The 18,169-nt window shown below is 58.2% G+C and carries 14 protein-coding genes, 1 other RNA gene and 2 pseudogenes; 15 read left to right on the top strand and 2 right to left on the bottom strand.

Annotated elements, in window-relative coordinates:
• The 9 genes and pseudogenes from GJA01_RS15735 to GJA01_RS08955 all read left to right on the top strand — a co-directional run.
• A pseudogene (locus GJA01_RS15735) lies at positions 1 to 118 on the top strand (3-ketoacyl-ACP reductase); the annotation flags it as partial.
• 9 nt (positions 119 to 127) lie between these two features.
• On the top strand, positions 128 to 1,276 hold the full coding sequence (locus GJA01_RS08920; protein WP_062021195.1) for a dihydrodipicolinate synthase family protein: 1,149 nt from the start codon (positions 128 to 130) through the stop codon (positions 1,274 to 1,276).
• Positions 1,277 to 1,278: 2 nt separating this feature from the next.
• Positions 1,279 to 2,136 (top strand): sugar phosphate isomerase/epimerase family protein, encoded by an 858-nt coding sequence (locus tag GJA01_RS08925; RefSeq protein ID WP_099282342.1) that lies wholly within the window; start codon positions 1,279 to 1,281, stop codon positions 2,134 to 2,136.
• 16 nt (positions 2,137 to 2,152) lie between these two features.
• Positions 2,153 to 2,914 (top strand): electron transfer flavoprotein subunit beta/FixA family protein, encoded by a 762-nt coding sequence (locus tag GJA01_RS08930; protein WP_099282344.1) that lies wholly within the window; start codon positions 2,153 to 2,155, stop codon positions 2,912 to 2,914.
• Positions 2,914 to 3,840, top strand: coding sequence for an electron transfer flavoprotein subunit alpha/FixB family protein (locus GJA01_RS08935; RefSeq protein ID WP_062502472.1), 927 nt, complete (start codon positions 2,914 to 2,916; stop codon positions 3,838 to 3,840). Before GJA01_RS08930 ends, GJA01_RS08935 begins: the two co-directional genes overlap by 1 nt.
• Positions 3,841 to 3,874: 34 nt before the next feature.
• Positions 3,875 to 5,527 (top strand): electron transfer flavoprotein-ubiquinone oxidoreductase, encoded by a 1,653-nt coding sequence (locus GJA01_RS08940; protein ID WP_062502473.1) that lies wholly within the window; start codon positions 3,875 to 3,877, stop codon positions 5,525 to 5,527.
• 124 nt (positions 5,528 to 5,651) lie between these two features.
• Positions 5,652 to 7,049 (top strand): annotated as a pseudogene (locus GJA01_RS08945) (sugar porter family MFS transporter).
• Positions 7,050 to 7,166: 117 nt separating this feature from the next.
• Positions 7,167 to 8,186, top strand: a complete 1,020-nt coding sequence (gene gap, locus GJA01_RS08950) for a type I glyceraldehyde-3-phosphate dehydrogenase (protein WP_062021181.1) — start codon at positions 7,167 to 7,169, stop codon at positions 8,184 to 8,186.
• Between the two features lie 73 nt (positions 8,187 to 8,259).
• Complete coding sequence (locus GJA01_RS08955) at positions 8,260 to 8,724, top strand: DUF3465 domain-containing protein (RefSeq protein WP_062502474.1); 465 nt, start codon at positions 8,260 to 8,262, stop codon at positions 8,722 to 8,724.
• Between the two features lie 50 nt (positions 8,725 to 8,774).
• Here GJA01_RS08955 and clpA read toward each other — a convergent pair whose 3' ends face one another.
• Positions 8,775 to 11,084 carry an ATP-dependent Clp protease ATP-binding subunit ClpA gene (gene clpA, locus GJA01_RS08960; RefSeq protein WP_099282346.1) on the bottom strand — a complete coding sequence of 770 codons (2,310 nt, stop codon included), beginning with the start codon at positions 11,082 to 11,084 and terminating at the stop codon, positions 8,775 to 8,777.
• A 126-nt stretch (positions 11,085 to 11,210) separates the two neighbouring features.
• Positions 11,211 to 11,639: an ATP-dependent Clp protease adapter ClpS gene (clpS, locus tag GJA01_RS08965; RefSeq protein WP_010503767.1), complete on the bottom strand. Its 429-nt coding sequence runs from the start codon at positions 11,637 to 11,639 to the stop codon at positions 11,211 to 11,213.
• A gap of 248 nt (positions 11,640 to 11,887) precedes the next feature.
• On the opposite strand from clpS, the gene GJA01_RS08970 reads away from it, so the two are divergent.
• The 6 genes from GJA01_RS08970 to GJA01_RS08995 all read left to right on the top strand — a co-directional run bounded on the left by GJA01_RS08970 (position 11,888) and on the right by GJA01_RS08995 (position 18,153).
• A complete protein-coding gene (locus GJA01_RS08970; RefSeq protein ID WP_061932902.1) occupies positions 11,888 to 12,943 on the top strand; it encodes a D-alanyl-D-alanine carboxypeptidase family protein in 1,056 nt (351 codons plus the stop codon).
• An 86-nt stretch (positions 12,944 to 13,029) separates the two neighbouring features.
• Complete coding sequence (gene map, locus GJA01_RS08975; RefSeq protein ID WP_010503763.1) at positions 13,030 to 13,833, top strand: type I methionyl aminopeptidase; 804 nt, start codon at positions 13,030 to 13,032, stop codon at positions 13,831 to 13,833.
• Positions 13,830 to 15,629 carry a gamma-glutamyltransferase gene (gene ggt / locus GJA01_RS08980; RefSeq protein ID WP_062504153.1) on the top strand — a complete coding sequence of 600 codons (1,800 nt, stop codon included), beginning with the start codon at positions 13,830 to 13,832 and terminating at the stop codon, positions 15,627 to 15,629. The genes map and ggt overlap by 4 nt, the downstream gene beginning before the upstream one ends.
• A 45-nt stretch (positions 15,630 to 15,674) precedes the next feature.
• An RNA gene (gene ffs, locus GJA01_RS08985) (signal recognition particle sRNA small type) lies at positions 15,675 to 15,771 on the top strand.
• Between the two features lie 100 nt (positions 15,772 to 15,871).
• Positions 15,872 to 17,833, top strand: a complete 1,962-nt coding sequence (locus GJA01_RS08990; protein ID WP_062504261.1) for a DNA polymerase III subunit gamma/tau — start codon at positions 15,872 to 15,874, stop codon at positions 17,831 to 17,833.
• Positions 17,830 to 18,153, top strand: coding sequence for a YbaB/EbfC family nucleoid-associated protein (locus tag GJA01_RS08995; protein ID WP_010500689.1), 324 nt, complete (start codon positions 17,830 to 17,832; stop codon positions 18,151 to 18,153). The genes GJA01_RS08990 and GJA01_RS08995 overlap by 4 nt, the downstream gene beginning before the upstream one ends.
• Positions 18,154 to 18,169: the final 16 nt, after the last annotated feature.

Genomic DNA, 18,169 nt, shown 5'->3' on the forward strand with positions numbered 1-18,169 from the left:
AGTTGGAGAGCCCTCGGACATGGGACGCATCATTGCGGCCCTTGCCACCGGGAAACTGCCTTACACCACAGGCCAGGTCATTTCGGCGGATGCCGGAATGCTTGTGCCGCGCTTCTGAGAAACGGTTATGAAGATCATCCTGCCCGACGAAACCGGCCGGAAGATGGACTACCATCTGATCGGTACTCCTGTTCCTCGCAGTGTCCTTCCTGCCAATCCGGCCCGGATCGTCTATTCGGCGGCCCATGTCGTCGCTGATCCGTTCACGGATAATGCACCGTCCGGCCGTGCCACGATTGACTGGAAGAAGACGCTTGAGTTCCGTCGCTATCTCGTCGGCATGGGCCTTGGAATTGCTGAAGCCATGGATACGGCCCAGCGCGGCATGGGTCTGGACTGGCCCGGTGCGCTGGATCTGATCCGTCGCACCAAGGCCGAACTGCCAGATGCGATGGTCGTGAACGGCGCGGGGACAGACCATCTGGACCCGAAGGATGCGCGCTCCGTCGATCATGTGCTTGCAGCCTATCTGGAACAGGTCGAGGCGATCCAGAAGGTTGGCGCACGCGTCATTCTGATGGCCAGCCGAGCCCTCGTTCGCGTGGCGTCCAGTGCCGAGGACTATAAGCGGGTCTACCGCGAAGTGCTGTCCGCCTGTGATGAGCCTGTCGTTCTGCACTGGCTGGGCAAGGATTTCGATCCGGCTCTGGCTGGCTATTGGGGTACGGATGACTTCAATGAAGCCCTGGAAACAGTCCTGAGCATCATTGAAGAAAACGTCGCGAAGGTGGACGGCATCAAGATTTCCCTTCTCGACAAGGAGAAGGAAATCATCATGCGTCGTCGCCTGCCCAAGGGTGTGCGGATGTATACGGGTGATGATTTCAATTACCCCGAACTGATCGCCGGGGATGAGCAGGGCTACAGCCATGCGCTTCTCGGCATTTTTGATCCGATCGCGCCTCTGGCGGCTCGTGGTGTGAAACTGCTGGGTGAAGGCGATGTGAAAGGCTTTCACGCTGCGCTCGACCCGACCGTTCCGCTGGCTCGCGTGATCTTTCAGGCACCCACGCAGTACTACAAGACGGGTGTGGTGTTCCTGGCCTGGCTGAACGGATTTCAGGATCACTTCATCATGCTGAATGGTGCGCAGTCCATGCGCTCCCTTCAGCATTTCACGGAGATCTTCCGTCTCGCTGATGGCTGCGGCCTGCTGCGGAACCCCGATCTGGCCGTGTACCGGATGAAGTCGCTTCTGGCGATGTACGGGGCCTGACCATGCGGGACTTCCGTCACGATCATTCGGCTCTCGCCCTCAATACCGCAACGCTTGGCCATAATGTGCCGGGCGTTGGGGCAGGGTGGTCACCGGAACAGACGATCGACGCCTGTGCTGAACGCGGCATTGGCGGGATCGTGTTCTGGCGGCGGGAGATCGAAGAGAGGGCTGCGGAAATCGGAGACCGGGCGCGTCAGGCTGGGGTGAAGGTTGTCGGCCTGTGTCGGACTCCCTTTCTGGTCGGTCCGCTGGGCCTTCAGACAGAAGAGGCGATCCTGTCGGATTTCCGTCGGTCCATCGACCAGACAGCCGCACTCGGGACCGATGTTCTGACCATCGTTGTCGGTGGTGTGGAAACCGGCACGAAAGGCGTGACGCGCAGTCTGGACATCGTGGCGGACCGTATGGCGAAGGCCATTCCCTATGCTGAAGCCTGTGGCGTGAAACTCGCGCTGGAACCTCTGCATCCGGCTTATGCCGGAGACCGCTCCTGCCTCACGACCACCCGTGACGCCCTGGATCTCTGCGACCTTCTGGCGTCGGAGAGCGTGGGCGTTGCGATCGATATCTACCATGTGTGGTGGGACACGGACCTGCCACGCCAACTCGCTCGTGCGGGAAACCGCATTCTGGGTTTTCACCTCTGTGACTGGCTTGTTCCCACAACAGACATCCTGCTTGACCGCGGGATGATGGGGGACGGCGTTGCAGACCTGCGGGGGATCCGCAGGGAGGTGGAGGCCGCCGGATATTCCGGCTTCTGCGAGGTGGAAATCTTTTCCGCGAATAACTGGTGGAAGCGCCACCCGGCTGACGTGCTGGACACGATGGTCGAACGCTTCCGCACTGTCTGCTGACCCATCGGAGGGCATCATGAAGATCCTCGTCCCTGTCAAACGTGTCGTCGATTACAACGTCCGCATCCGCGTAAAGGGTGACGGGTCCGGGGTCGAGCTTGCGAACGTCAAGATGTCGGTCAATCCGTTTGACGAAATCGCCATCGAAGAAGCCGTCCGTCTCAAGGAAAAAGGCATCGCAACGGAAGTGGTCGCTGTTTCCATCGGTGTGCCGCAGGCGAAGGAAACACTGCGCACTGTGCTCGCCATGGGCGCGGACCGCGCTATTTTTGTCGAAGCCACAGCAGATGTAAATGTGGATATCGAGCCTCTCGCCGTCGCCAAACTGCTGGCGAAGGTGATTGAGGATGAGAAACCAAACCTCGTCATCGCGGGCAAGCAGGCCATCGACAACGACATGAACGCGACCGGCCAGATGCTCGCCGCCCTCCTGGGGTGGGGTCAGGCCACGTTCGCGTCCTCCGTCGAGATTGAGGGCGACAGCGCAACCGTCAGCCGTGAGGTTGATGGTGGCCTTCAGACCATCCGCGTGAAGCTGCCTGCCATCATCACGTCGGATCTGCGCCTGAACGAGCCGCGCTATGTCGCTCTGCCCAACATCATGAAAGCCAAGAAGAAGCCGCTCGAAGAACGCAAGGCGTCTGACCTTGATGTGGATATTGCGCCGCGTCTGAAGGTTATCCGTACGGCTGAACCGCCTCAGCGTCAGGCGGGTGTGAAGGTCGGTTCCGTTGATGAGCTGGTTTCGAAACTCAAGACTGAAGCAGGAGTGATCTGATGTCTGTTCTGCTGCTTGCTGAAGTGGCCAATGGCCACCTCGTTACCGATACCGTTGCCAAGGCTCTGTCCGCCGTCAAGGCGCTGGGCGATGTGACGGTTCTCGTCGCGACCCAGAACGGAGCGAATGCTGCCGCTGAAGCTGCAAAGCTTGAGGGTGTGTCCAAAGTCCTGCTGGCGGACGATGCGTCTCTGGCTCATGAACTGGCTGAACCTGTCGCCGCCCTTATCGTGTCGCTGGCATCCGGCTATAGCCATATCGCTGCGGGCTCGACGGCGTTTTCCAAGAATGTTCTGCCACGTGTTGCGGCTCTGCTGGATGTCATGATCCTGTCAGACGTAACGGCTGTGCAGGATGCCGAGACGTTCGATCGCCCGGTCTATGCCGGCAATGCGATCCAGACGGTGCAGTCCTCCGATCCTGTGAAGGTTTTCACCATTCGTACGGCAGCCTTTTCGGCTGTTGGCGAAGGTGAGGCTGCCAGTGTGGAAAATGTCTCTGTTCCGGCTGATCCGGGGCTGTCGTCCTGGGTGGAAGACAAGGCAGTTGAGTCCGAACGTCCTGAGCTGACGGCTGCCAAGACCATTGTTTCGGGTGGTCGTGGCGTCGGATCGAAAGAGAACTTTAATACTATCGCCAAGCTTGCGGACAAGCTGAATGCCGCCATCGGTGCCAGTCGCGCTGCTGTGGATGCCGGATATGCGCCGAATGACTGGCAGGTCGGGCAGACGGGCAAGATTGTCGCGCCGGAGCTGTATATCGCAGTCGGTATTTCCGGGGCGATCCAGCATCTGGCGGGCATGAAAGATTCCCGGGTGATCGTCGCCATCAACAAGGACGAAGACGCCCCGATTTTCCAGGTCGCGGATTACGGACTGGTGGGAGACCTCTTCACCATCCTTCCAGAACTGACGGCAAAACTCTGACAGGCCCCGGAGGCCTGCAGGGAGGAGAAAGACCATGACTACGATCGAACGGGAAAGCATGGACTATGACGTTGTCATCGTCGGCGCTGGCCCTGCTGGTCTCTCCGCGGCGATCCGGCTCAAACAGAACGAGCCGGACCTCTCCGTGGTCGTACTGGATAAAGGGTCTGAAGTCGGGGCGCATATCCTGTCAGGCGCGGTCATTGATCCGTGCGCGCTGGATGTGCTGCTCCCTGACTGGCGGACCATGGATGCGCCCATCACCGTGCCGGTGAGGGAAGACAATTTTTTCCTGCTGACGGAAAAGAGCCAGATCCGCCTGCCGAACAGCATGATGCCAAAACTCATGGACAACCATGGGAATTACATCGTCTCGCTCGGGAATATCTGCCGCTGGTTGGCACAGGTCGCAGAGGGCCTGGAGGTGGAAATCTTCCCCGGCATGGCAGCGAGCGAGATCGTTTATGACGAGCAGAGCCGCGTTGCGGGTGTCGTGGCTGGTGAGTTTGGCAAGAACCCGGATGGAACGCCGGGTGATGCCTACGAACCGGGTATGGAACTGCACGGGAAATACGTGTTCTTCGCGGAAGGTGCGCGGGGTTCACTGGCCCGTCAGTTAATGGATCGGTTCGCGCTTTCCGAAGGCAAAGACCCGCAGAAATTCGGGTTGGGCCTCAAGGAAATCTGGGAAATCGATCCCGCCAAGCATCATGAAGGCACGGTCACGCACACCATGGGCTGGCCGCTGAACAGCAAAGCCGGTGGCGGGTCCTTCATCTACCATCTCGACAACAATCAGGTCTGCGTTGGGTTTGTGGTCCATCTTGGCTATGAAAACCCGTATCTGGACCCGTATCGCGAGTTTCAGGAGTTCAAGCACCACCCGATGGTGGCCGAACTGCTGAAGGGCGGAAAGCGTGTGGCCTACGGGGCCCGCGCGCTTTCAGAAGGCGGCTGGCAGTCCATCCCCAAGGTAACCTTCCCGGGTGGTGTTCTGCTGGGGTGTTCCGCCGGGCTGGTGAATGTCCCGCGCATCAAGGGCAGCCATAACGCCATTTTCTCCGGCATCGCAGCAGCGGACGCGGCACGCTCCGCTCTGGCTGCGAGCAGGGCACAGGATGAACTGACGGCCTATGAAGACGAACTCCGTAATGGCCCTGTAGGCGCAGACCTCAAGCCTGTCCGGAACGTCAAACCGCTTTGGGAGCGTTTCGGGCTGATCGGTGGCGTCGCTCTTGGTGGCCTTGATATGTGGATGACCAGCCTGGTCGGGTATTCCCCGTTCCGGACCCTGCATCATGGCAAATCCGATGCCGCAGCAACGGGTCTGGCTTCGCAGTTCAAGCGGATCGACTATCGCAAACCGGATGGCGAACTGAGCTTCGACCGCACGACCAACGTGGCGTTCTCTTTCACCAACCATGAAGAACGCCAGCCGTGCCATCTGACCCTGCGTGATCCATCCATCCCGATAGCGGTCAATCTGCCGCTCTATGACGAGCCGGCCCAGCGATATTGCCCGGCGGGTGTCTATGAAGTGCTGCGACCGGAAAACGAGCAGCCACGCTTTCAGATCAACTTCCAGAACTGCGTGCACTGTAAAACCTGCGATATCAAAGATCTAAGTCAGAATATCGTCTGGACAACACCGCAGGGTGGGGATGGTCCAAACTATCCAAACATGTAAAACTTAAATAAAAGAGAAATAAAAATGTTCTCTTTTATTTGATTTTACCTGAGATGATAACTCTAGAACATGAATAGTTAAGGGTTGTTCTCATAACGGGAACCTGAAGAAGAGGAACAAGGCAATGAGTGGCATCGACCTTTCGGCATCGCCGCCAGTGTCCCTGAATGGTAAAAGTGTTCTGACCGCAATTCTGGCTGCGGTTGCGGGGCTGATGTTCGGCCTCGATCTCGGTGTGATTTCAGGCGCCCTGAAATTCATCGGTCAGGAATTCAACGTGACGGATTTCGGCAAGGAATGCATCGTTTCGGCCATGATGGTCGGGGCAGCGCTGGGCGCAGTTTCTGGCGGCCGGCTCTCTTTCCTCTTCGGCCGCAAACGCCTGCTGCTGTCTTCTGCTTTCCTGTTCGTTCTGGGCTCGCTGCTCTGTGCGCTGGCAACGTCCGTCACGTTTCTCATTATCGGACGGATGGTACTTGGCGTGTCTGTTGGCATCGCCAGCTTTACCGCTCCACTTTACATCTCCGAGATCGCCCATCAGCACTACCGCGGGTCTCTGATCTCGGTTTATCAGCTCATGATTACGGTCGGGATTTTCGTAGCGTTCATCTCCGATGCGCTGCTGGCATATTCTGGTTCCTGACGGTGGATGCTGGGGATCGTGGCCATCCCCGGCGTAGTGTTTTTGCTGGGTGTGCTTCTGCTGCCGGACAGTCCGCGCTGGCTGGTTCTGCGCGGACGCAAGGACGAGGCCTTCACGGTCCTGCATCAGCTCCGTGGCCATGAAGGGGAAGCACGCTCGGAAATTGCAGACATTGAGGAGCAGCTTGCCCAGATTGAAGGCGGCTACGGTCTCTTCAAGGCCAATGCCAATTTCCGCCGTTCAGTGTTTCTCGGGGTTCTGCTTCAGACCATGCAGCAGTTCACCGGCATTATCGTGGTCATGTACTACGCCCCGCGCATCTTCGAAGTCGCAGGTTTCGGCGATAACGCAGCCATGTGGGGTACGGCGATTGTCGGACTGGTCAACGTGCTCTCCACGTTCATCGCCATCGGCTTCGTGGACAAATGGGGCCGCCGTCCGATGCTCATTGCCGGCTTCATTATCATGACGATCGGCATGTTTACGGTTGGCACGCTCCTCTACTTCGGAACGGGTGATAGCGAACTGGCCCGCTATGGGGCGGTTACGATGCTTCTGGCTTTCATCGTTGGCTTTGCGTTCTCTGCCGGGCCGCTGGTGTGGATCCTGTGTTCGGAAGTGCAGCCCATCAAGGGCCGTGACTTCGGTATCGCCTGCTCGACCTTCACCAACTGGCTTACGAATATGATCGTCGGTCTGACGTTCCTGACGCTTCTGAACACGATCGGGAATGCTCAGACCTTCTGGATGTATGCCGCTTTCAATGCGTTCTTCATCTACCTGACCCTGAAATTCGTGCCTGAAACGCGTGGTGTCAGCCTCGAACAGATCGAGCGGAACCTCATGGCTGGCAAGCCGCTCAACCGGATCGGCCTGTGAGCCCCGGCTTTGACACCCTTTCTGGCAAGACTGTCCCGGCGCTCTCACGCCTGCCGGGACAAACCGCCGCCGTGGTCTCGTCCCGGCAGCGGTTTCCCCTGACGGAGACCCAAGACAATGACAGTAAAGATCGCCATTAACGGTTTCGGCCGTATTGGCAGGCTGGCCCTTCGCAGTATCGTTGAAACAGGACGGCAGGACGTCACACCGGTCGGAATCAATGGGCCTGGATCAGTCGAAGACAAGGTGCATATGCTGGTTTATGACAGCGTGCATGGCCGGATGCCGGGTGAGGTGCAGCTTGAGGGCGACATGCTCACAATCACCCATAACGGCAGAACTTACGGTCCTATCCGTGTCTCTTCCGAGCGTGACCCTTCAAAGGTTCCGTTCGAGGGAGTGGATGTGGCTCTTGAATGTTCAGGTCTTTTTACGACGAAGGAAAAGGCAGGGCTTCTTCTGGATGCCGGTGCCCGCAAGGTTTTGATTTCCGCGCCGGGCACGGATGTTGATGCCACCATTGTGTATGGTGTGAATAACGACATGCTGAAGCCGGAAATGACGGTCATTTCCAATGCCTCCTGCACGACCAACTGCCTTGCTCCACTTGTGAAAGTGCTGGACGACAATTTCGGCATCGAATGCGGCTATATGGTCACGATCCACTCCTATACTGGAGATCAGCAGATCGTAGACCGTCGCCACCGTGACCTCAGGCGCGCGCGCTCCGCCGCCCTGAACATGGTGCCGACCTCAACAGGTGCGGCCAAGGCCATCGGGCTGGTGCTTCCCCATCTGAAAGGTCGTCTGGACGGAACCTCCATTCGTGTTCCAACACCGAATGTTTCACTGGTGTCGCTCGACTTCCTGTCCCGCAATCCGCCGGAGACAGCAAAGGATGTGAACCGCGTCATGCAGGAGGCGGCCAAGGGGGCTCTGAAAGGCGTGCTGGCTTATAGCGATGCGCCTCTGGTCAGCAGCGATTTCAACCACTCGCCCGCGTCGTCCAATTTCGATGCAACACAGACGGCGATCATGGAATGCGGACGGATGGTGCGCGTCTGTGCTTGGTATGACAACGAATGGGGTTTCTCGAACCGCATGATCGACACGTCCGTCCTGTTTGGGACGATGTAAATCAGGCGGTTATTTGTTTCAGAGTATGGAACGGAGCATAAAAGCACTTTCCTGAACGGAGGGTGCTTTTTCCATGATGTCCCGTCTGAAACTTCTGGCGCTAATGGCCTGCCTTGGCGCGCCGCTTGGGGCTTCTGCCCAGACCGTGGGTTCCATGCCCGCAACCTGCGATAACGCGAAATTCCTGAACGACCAGCAGACTTTCGAACAACGCGGCGCCACCCGGACGGACCTTCCGGAACATATCTGCGGGCGTGTCATTGCGGTGGCACAGCGGGCGCAAAGAACGCGCAGCGGCTGGCATGGCTATTTCTACGTCGATGTCGGGCAGGGCGTTTCCATCCGGATCGTCTCCGGGCTGGATGAGATGAGCGCCCCTCAATGGCCGTGGGTTCAGAAGGGCGACACTGTTGAGGTGCAGGGCCGGTATTACTACGACAGCCTGCGCAAGCAGGGCATCGACTGGACGCATCATGGCACAAGCCGCAAATGGCCCTGGGCCGGGTATGTGACCGTCAACGGGCATCGCTACGAATAAAAAAAAGCCCCGGAGGATCATCCTCCGGGGCTTTTTCCTGACAAGACGACTTAGTTCGTCGCTTCGTCTTTTTTCTCGGCGTCTTCGTTCTTGAGTTCTGAGCCTTCGATGATCTCGAAGTCCAGCGCGTCGTTTTTCAGACCGATCTTCACAGCGCCACCCTTTGCCAGTCGACCGAAGAGCAGCTCTTCCGCCAGTGGCTTCTTGATGTGCTCCTGAATGACGCGGCCCAGAGGACGTGCGCCATACAGGCGATCGTAACCCTTCTCGGCCAGCCATTCCTTGGCGGCAGAGGAAATTTCGATCGTGACGTGACGGTCGGCCAGTTGGGCTTCGAGCTGGAGAATGAACTTCTCCACCACGCGGCCCACGGTCTCCGGCGTCAGGTTGGCGAACGGAATAACCGCGTCCAGACGGTTCCGGAACTCAGGGGTGAAGGTGCGCTTGATTGCCTCTTCATCCTCGCCCGAACGACTGGTGCGACCAAAGCCGATCGCTTCCTTGGACAGATCCGCCGCACCCGCATTCGTGGTCATGATCAGGATCACGTTGCGGAAATCGACGGTCTTGCCGTTGTGATCCGTCAGGCGACCATGATCCATGACCTGAAGCAGGACGTTGTAAAGGTCCGGATGGGCCTTTTCGATTTCGTCCAGCAGCAGGACGGCATGGGGATGCTGGTCAATCGCATCCGTCAGCAGTCCACCCTGATCAAACCCGACATAGCCCGGAGGAGCACCGATCAGACGGGAGATCGAATGACGCTCCATGTATTCGGACATGTCGAACCGGATCAGTTCAATGCCCAGAGACGAAGCAAGCTGCTTGGCCACTTCCGTTTTGCCGACACCCGTAGGGCCGGAGAACAGGTAGTTGCCAATCGGCTTTTCCATATCGCGCAGACCGGCGCGGGACAGCTTGATCGCTGCGGCAAGCGCATCAATCGCCTTGTCCTGACCGAACACCATGTTCCGCAGATCCCGCTCCAGATGGCGCAGGGTCTCCCGGTCATCTGCCGTGACAGCCTTGGGCGGAATACGCGCAATCTTGGCGATGGCGTCTTCCACGTCTTTCAGCGTGACGGTCTTGCGGCGCTTGTTCTCGGGAACCAGCATCCGGGCCGCGCCGACCTCATCAATCACGTCAATGGCCTTGTCCGGCAGCTTGCGGTCATGCACGTAACGGGCTGCCAGTTCGACGGCGCCACGCAGGGCTTCGTCGGTGTAGCGAACCTTATGGTGCTTCTCGTAGCTGCCTTTCAGACCTCTAAGGATTTTGATCGCGTCCTCGATGGGCGGCTCCGGCACGTCGATCTTCTGGAAGCGCCGTACCAGAGCACGGTCCTTCTCGAAGTGCTGACGGAACTCCTTGTACGTCGTGGACCCGATGCAGCGGAGCGTTCCAGCGGCCAGAGCCGGTTTCAGCAGGTTGGACGCATCCATTGCCCCGCCCGACGTTGCACCTGCACCAATGACGGTGTGGATTTCGTCGATGAACAGGATTGCACCCGGTGTCTGGTCAAGTTCCGTCACAACGGCCTTGAGGCGTTCCTCAAAGTCACCGCGATAGCGCGTACCAGCCAGAAGCGAACCCATGTCGAGGGAGAAAATTGTGCTGTCCTGCAGGACTTCAGGTACGTCCTTCTCAACGATGCGCTTGGCCAGACCTTCTGCAATAGCCGTCTTGCCCACACCCGGATCACCCACATAAAGCGGGTTGTTCTTCGTGCGGCGGCACAGGATCTGGATCGTGCGTTCGATTTCCTGATCGCGACCAATCAGCGGATCGATCCGTCCTTCACGGGCGCGATCGTTCAGATTGACGCAATAGGTCGCCAGTGCACCGTCCTTGGCCGTTTCCTTGCGCTCTTCGCGTTCGGACGTGTCCTTGGACGCAGCAGCAGGTTTGCGGCCTGCACCCCGGTCCGGAGCTTTGGCAATTCCATGAGAAATGAAGTTCACGGCGTCGAGTCGTGTCATGTCCTGCAATTGCAGGAAGTACACGGCATGGCTTTCACGCTCGGCAAAGAGCGCAACCAGCACGTTCGCGCCCGTGACTTCGTCGCGGCCTGTGCTCTGCACATGAATGGCCGCACGCTGGATCACGCGCTGGAAAGCCGCCGTCGGTTTGGGTTCTGTCGGGCGATCTGACGCTAGCCCCGCCAGATCCTTGTCCAGGAAATCGGTCAGATCGGAGCGCAGCTTCTCAAGGTCGATTCCGCAGGCGCGGAAAACCGTCAGTGCGTCGGCATCTTCTGTCAGAGCCAGCAGCAGATGTTCGAGGGTGGCATATTCATGACGCCGATCCCCCGCGAATGTCAGGGCGCGGTGGAGCGTCTGTTCGAGCGTACGGGACAGCATAGGGTGGCGCTCCTCTCGACCTCTCGTGGAAGAGGTATCTTGTCGTGGTGCAACACGTAACGCCAGTCAGAAACGCAGGATTGAACAAGAAATTGTCCGGTGCCTGCATTCCTTAGGGCAAGAAAGTCAGTCTTTTTCGATCGTACACTGAAGGGGATGCTGGTTCTGGCGTGCCAGATCCATAACCTGAGCCACCTTGCTTTCCGCAACCTCGTAGGTAAAGACGCCGCAGACGCCCACCCCCCGTTGATGCACCTGCAACATGACAGCCGTCGCTTCTTCCCGGTTCATGGAGAAAAAGCGCTCCAGCACATGCACGACGAACTCCATTGGCGTGTAGTCGTCATTCAGCATCAGCACCTTGTACATGGACGGCTTGCGCGTCCGTGTCCGAGGACGAACGACAACGCTGAGTCCCAGATCTTCGTCATCGGGAAGGCGTGGCCCCGTAGGTTCTTTGGGGTCCGACGGTCCTGGCCCCATCACGGTCGATCCGTACATGGATTCGGCTTGCAGACTGGCGGTAGCGGGTGAAAGAAAATCGTAAGAAGACATGACTGGTATGATATGGGACGCTTCCCCCGACTTGAGAAGGGGGTAAGAAGCAGTACATTTCGTGAATATTGCCATGTTCCTGACATGATCTGGTCGGCTTTGCGTCATGCTTACGAAAAATTAAGCAAACTCCCGCAAACCCTGTGGACGGGCGCTTTTTGTTGCGCCTAATGTAATGGGATTACAGGCCGTTCCAAAGCGGTCTGACTGTCCCCGGCGATAATGTTCTGTTCAGAGGCTGCCATAGAATGCGTTCTCCTTTCCGCAAGGCCCTCCTGTTATGTGCACTGACGGCAGTAGGTATGGGGTCCGCCCGCGCGCAATATGCCGGGCATGTTTCCAGCTTCGTGATGGATGCCCGAACCGGGGCCGTCCTCTCGCAGTCCGATGCGGAGTTGCAGCGCTATCCGGCGTCTCTGACCAAGCTCATGACGCTGTATCTCACTTTCCGCGCCCTTGAAGCGCACCAGATTACTCTGGATCAGGAAGTTCCGGTCTCCATTCATGCTTCCATGCAGGCACCTTCGAAACTGGGGCTTGTACCGGGAACACGTCTGACGGTTGAGCAGGGCATTCTTGCTCTGGTTACGAAATCCGCCAATGACGCCGCCTGCGCTCTGGGTGAGTTTCTGGGCGGCGGTGACGAAGTGCGCTTCGCCCAACTCATGACACAGCAGGCCCGCGCTTTGGGCATGACCAACACGACGTTCCGCAATGCGTCCGGTCTGCCAGATCCGGATCAGGTGACAACGGCGCATGATCTCGCCCTTCTGGCACAGCATCTGATCAATGATTTCCCGCAGTATTATCACTATTTCGGTGTACCTTCTTTCTACTTCCATCGTCATCTGGTGCCGAACCATGATCCGATGCTGAAGATCTATGCAGGCGCTGACGGGATGAAGACAGGCTATACGGATGCGGCTGGCCATAATCTCGTGACGTCCGCCATTCGTGGGAATGTCCGCCTGATTGGTGTGGTGCTGGGGTCGTCGTCCAATGGGCGCCGCTCTATGGAAATGGCTTCCATTCTGGATGATGCCTTCGCTTCTGAAGGTGTGGCACCGCAGCCGCTGATGCATCCGGTCGCACCACGGACGATGATGATTGCTTCTGCCCGTCATGGTGGTCGCTTCGCGCATAGCCGCACCCTGGTTGCGTCCAATCGTCCAATGGAGGTGGCGGATGCCCCGACAGGGCCGCGCCGCTTCGGTCGTATTACCCGGCGGGGAGCATCGGTCCGTATGGTCAGTGCGCATCATGTCGCGACCCATCACAAGGCGGGTCGTCACCCGCGAGGCTGAAAAACTCGTCTCCCTGCCTTGCGGTCAAGGCAGGACAGTCGCATTTTGTCCCGACCTGTAGAAAGATTAAGGATCGGGCGGCAGACATGGGTGATAATTCGCGTGGGATTGTTCTTTACGACAGTGAAGACTTCAAACATCTGAGAAAAGTCGGGCAACTGGCTTCAGAAACGCTGGATATGATCACGGAGCATGTTCAGCCGGGTGTCACGACGGAAGAACTGAACCGGATTATTCATGAGTTTACCCTGGCTCATGGCGCGATCCCGGCTCCCCTGAATTACCATGGCTTCCCGAAAGCCTGCTGCATTTCCATCAATCATGTCGTTTGTCACGGTATTCCAGGGGACAAGAAGCTTTCCAACGGCGATATCGTCAATATCGATGTGACGTCCATTCTGGATGGCTGGTACGGCGACAACTCCCGTATGTACATCGTCGGAAAAGCCCCGAAGAAAGCCGAGAAGCTGGTTGAAGTGACCTATGAGTCCCTGATGCTGGGGATTGAGCAGGTCAAGCCGGGCAATACACTTGGCGATGTCGGCCATGCGATTCAGGTTCATGCTGAAAAGAACCGCTTCTCCATCGTGCGTGATTTCTGCGGTCATGGCATCGGGCGAGACTTTCACGCCGCTCCGAACGTCCTGCATTATGGAAAACCGGGGCAGGGCGTGAAGCTGGTGCCCGGAATGGTCTTCACGATCGAACCGATGCTCAATATCGGCAAGCCCGAGGTCAAAGTATTGGATGATGGCTGGACAGCCGTTACGCGTGACCGCACACTCTCCGCTCAGTTTGAGCATATGGTTGGGGTGACGGAAGACGGTTGCGAAATCTTCACCCTCTCCCCGAAAGGTTACAACAAGCCCCCTTACGGAGCTGGCGCATGAAAAAAATCTTTGCCCTGATTGTTGCAGGTCTGACAGGGGGTACAGCGCTGGCCGCTCCCGCAACGACCACTCTGAGTTCTGCTCACGATCCGCTGGCTTTCGGCCCGGATCATATGTCTCCAGGCGTGCTGGTGTCAGGCAAGCACGGCATGGTGGTCTCAGCGCAGCATCTTGCATCGGAAGCGGGGGCGCAGATTCTTGCACAGGGCGGTAACGCCATCGATGCGGCTGTTGCCGTGGGTTATGCGCTGGCAGTTGTCTATCCGGCTGCGGGTAATATTGGCGGTGGCGGTTTCATGACCATTCGCCTGAAATCCGGTCAGACGGTTTTCGTGGATTTCCGCGAACATGCGCCGGGTGCCGCAACCGCCACAATGTATCAGGATGCTTCCGGCAAGGTTATTCCGGGTCTGTCCACGGAAGGCTGGAAAGCCGTTGCGGTTCCGGGGACGGTGGCTGGACTGGATACGATCCTGCAAAAATGGGGGCATCTGTCGCGTGAGAAGGTCATGGCGCCTGCCATTGCTCTGGCACGCGATGGCTTCATTCTGAATGAAGGGGACGTGCAGCTTCTGAACACGTCCACGAAGTATTTCCGTCAGGACCCGTATGCGCGTCCGATTTTCCTGCGTCCGGATGGGTCGTCTTTTGAACCGGGTGACAGACTGGTTCAGAAAAACCTCGCCAATTCGCTGGAACTGGTCGCCAAGAATGGGCCGAAGGCTTTCTATGACGGGCCGATTTCCGCTGAGATCGTACGCGCCAGTAAAGAAGGCGGTGGTCTTCTGGAAGCCACTGACTTCACGAACTACCATATCCGTTTCATGGACCCGATCCGCTGCACCTATCGGGGTTACACGATCGATACAGCCCCTCCACCAAGTGGTGGTGGCGTAGCGCTTTGCGAAATCCTGAATATTCTGTCCGGCTATGACATGCATGCGCTGGGCCTGCACACGGCGGCATCTGCGCAGCGTGAAATCGAAGCCATGCGTCATGCCTATTCAGATCGGCGTGATCTTGGCGATCCGGCTTTCGTCAAAAATCCGATCGAACACCTGAATGATCCCGCTTACGCCGCGCAGGTGCGGGCTGGTATTCCGCTGGATCATGCTCTGCCGTCCAGCACGCTCCGTGCGGGCGAAGCACTTCCGGTCAAGGCCGCAGAAGCCGCGCCGGATACGCAGGAAAAGCATGAAACGACCCAGTTCTCCGTGCTGGACAAAGGCGGCATAGCGGTTTCGGCTACTTATACCCTCAATGGCTGGTTTGGCTCGGGGGTGATGGGCGGCAACACTGGCATCTGGATGAACGACGAAATGGATGATTTCTCATCCAAACCGGGTGCGCCAAATATGTTCGGAATTGTCGGGTCCGAGGCCAATGCCATTGCTCCGGGCAAGACACCGCTGTCCTCCATGTCTCCATCGATTGTCTCGAAGGACGGCAAGGTTATTATGGTGATTGGCAGCCCCGGTGGCTCCCGTATCCCGACGATTACGCTCTCCGCCATTCTGGGCGTGCTCGATTACGGCCTGGATATCCGACAGGCTGTGGATCTGCCTCGAATCCACGAACAGTGGGAGCCGTCTGCTGTAGAACTGGAGCCGGGTGCCCTGACGGATGATGTGATGAATGTGCTGAAATCCGAAGGTTACGCGCTGTCTCTGCATCGCCCATGGGGTGTGGCTGAAGGCATTCTGGCAGATCGTCCGAGCCTGTCTGCTCACAAAACGGGCCTGATCTACGGTGCTGCTGATCCGCGTCATGCGGGTGGTGAAGCCGCGGGTGAATGATAGGGGGTTGTCAGACACCCCCATCTCCGTGTTAGGAGAGCGCCGGGAGGTCGGCTTTGGACGGATACCTTGCCAACCCGGTCAGGTCCGGAAGGAAGCAGCCGCAGTGAGTTTTATCCGGGTTAAATGTCCGGCCTCCTATCAAGTACAGCCTGCGGGCGCGACAGATTTTCTGTTCTGCGCCCCGGCACAAGGCCGACAGAGAGCGGTCTTCACATCCCGCTCTGACGGTTTCCAGTTTCATGACTGACGATAACGACGATCTTCCCCTGCCGCCTGAAAACGGTGGCGGCTTTTTCGGTGATGCGCCTGCGCAGCCCGTTCCGGCTCCTGCGCTCCCGGAGAACAATACGCCCTATCGCGTTCTTGCCCGAAAATATCGGCCTCAGACTTTTGAAGATCTGATTGGTCAGGACTCGCTGGTCCGTATCCTGCGGCGCGCGTTTGAACTGAAGCGTGTGGCGCATGCCTTCATGCTGACGGGCGTGCGCGGTGTGGGTAAGACCACGACAGCCCGTATCATCGCACGTGCCCTGAATTGTGTTGGGCCTGACGGGAATGGCGGCCCGACCGCTGAACCCTGTGGCGTTTGCGCGAACTGCACCGCCATTCTTGCGGATCGGCACCCGGACGTTCTGGAAATGGACGCGGCCTCCCGCACCGGCGTGGATGACGTGCGTGAGATCATTGAGGCCACGCGCTTCCGCCCGATGCAGGCGCGCATGAAAGTCTTCATCATCGATGAAGTGCACATGCTGTCCCGCAATGCGTTCAATGCGCTTCTGAAAACGCTTGAAGAACCACCGCCGCAGGTTACCTTCATTTTCGCGACGACAGAACTGCGGAAGGTGCCGGTCACGGTCCTGTCCCGCTGTCAGCGCTTTGACCTGCGCCGTGTGCCGCAATCTTTGCTGATCGAACATTTTGGCCGCATTGCGCAGAAGGAAGGCGCAAGCCTTTCTGACGACGCGCTGGCCCTGATTGCCCGCGCTGCTGATGGGTCTGTTCGTGACGGCCTTTCGTTGCTGGATCAGGCGATTGCCCAGGGTGCCAGTGATGCGGATGCTGTGTCAGACATGCTGGGTCTGGCAGATCGCGGACTGGTCTTTGACCTGCTCGAAGCTCTTATGGCTGGTAAAGCGGCAGCGGCTCTGGACCTGACGGATCAGGCTTATGCAAGAGGCGCTGATCTGGGCGTCCTTCTGGCGGATCTGCTTGATCTTCTGCACCTCGTGTCCCGCCTCAAGGCTATGCCATCCCTGCGAGAAGGCCGGGATCTGCCGGAAGCCGAGCGGACACGGGGTGGCATGCTTGCCGATCGTTTGTCCACGAGTGTTCTGGGGCGTGCGTGGCAAATCCTGCTCAAAGGTGTTGGGGAAGTCGAGGCCGCGCCTGACCGACGACAGGCGGCGGAAATGGTGCTGATCCGTTTGTGCCATGCCAGCCTGCTGCCAACGCCGGACCGTCTGATCCGCCAGTTGACGGAAGGCGGTGTCGACCTCTCGCTTCCGTCTGGTCCGTCTAGTGGCTCTACGAACGTCGGATTTTCAACTGGCAGCGTAAATATTCAGGCTCATGCCTCGCAGCAGCTTTCCGCGTCTACGGATCAGGGCGGCCCGAGAGCGCATGTTCGTCTGGTCGCCAATGGTGGCGAGATCATTGAGCCGGGTTACGCGGAAGCAGAGTCCGAACAGGCCCCGGAGCCAGAGGTCCTGACGCCTCCGCGCACATGGCGCGAAATGGTGGCCCTGACATGGGACAAGGTTCCTCAGCTTCATGGAACGCTTCGCAATGCGGTGCATCTCGTGCGGTTCTCCCCGCCAGATGTTCAGATTCGCCTTGAAGATGCCCAGACCAAAGCCGACAGGCTTCTCCAAAGTTTTCTGGAAGAGCATTTTCCCGGTCAGTGGCGCATCAGCCTCTCAACAGCTGAGGGTGAGCCAACGCTTGACGAGCAGGGCGCCGAGGTCGTGCAGCTCAACCGGGCGGCGGTTGAAGCTCATCCACTGGTCAAAGCCATTCTTGACGCTTTTCCCGGTGCAAAAATCGGGGATGTGCAGGATCATTCCCTTGATGAATACGGTCTGCCACCCGAAATAACCGCACCATTGACGGAGGATTCTCCTCCCGACCTGGAATTCGCGCCTCTCGACGCCGATTTCCTTGATGAAGACGATCTACTGAAAGACCAGGAGCCGTTATGAAGAACCTTGCCGGACTGATGAAGCAGGCCAGCCAGATGCAGTCCAAGATGGAAGAAGCCCAGAAAAATCTGGCCAATCTGACGGTGGATGGCTCGGCGGGTGCAGGTCTCGTGACGCTTCAGCTCACGGGTAAGGGCGAAATGCGCAGCCTGAAGATCGATCCGAAGCTGGCTGATCCGAACGAAATGGAAATGCTTCAGGATCTGATCGTTGCTGCTTATACGGACGCCAAGAACAAGGCAGAAGCGGCCAGTTCTGCGGCCATGCGCGATGTGACGGGTGGTCTGGACCTGCCCCCTGGCCTGAAGCTGCCGTTCTGATCCTTTTTCCTGCGGA

Source organism: Gluconobacter japonicus (genome assembly GCF_002723975.1).
GTDB lineage: Bacteria > Pseudomonadota > Alphaproteobacteria > Acetobacterales > Acetobacteraceae > Gluconobacter > Gluconobacter japonicus.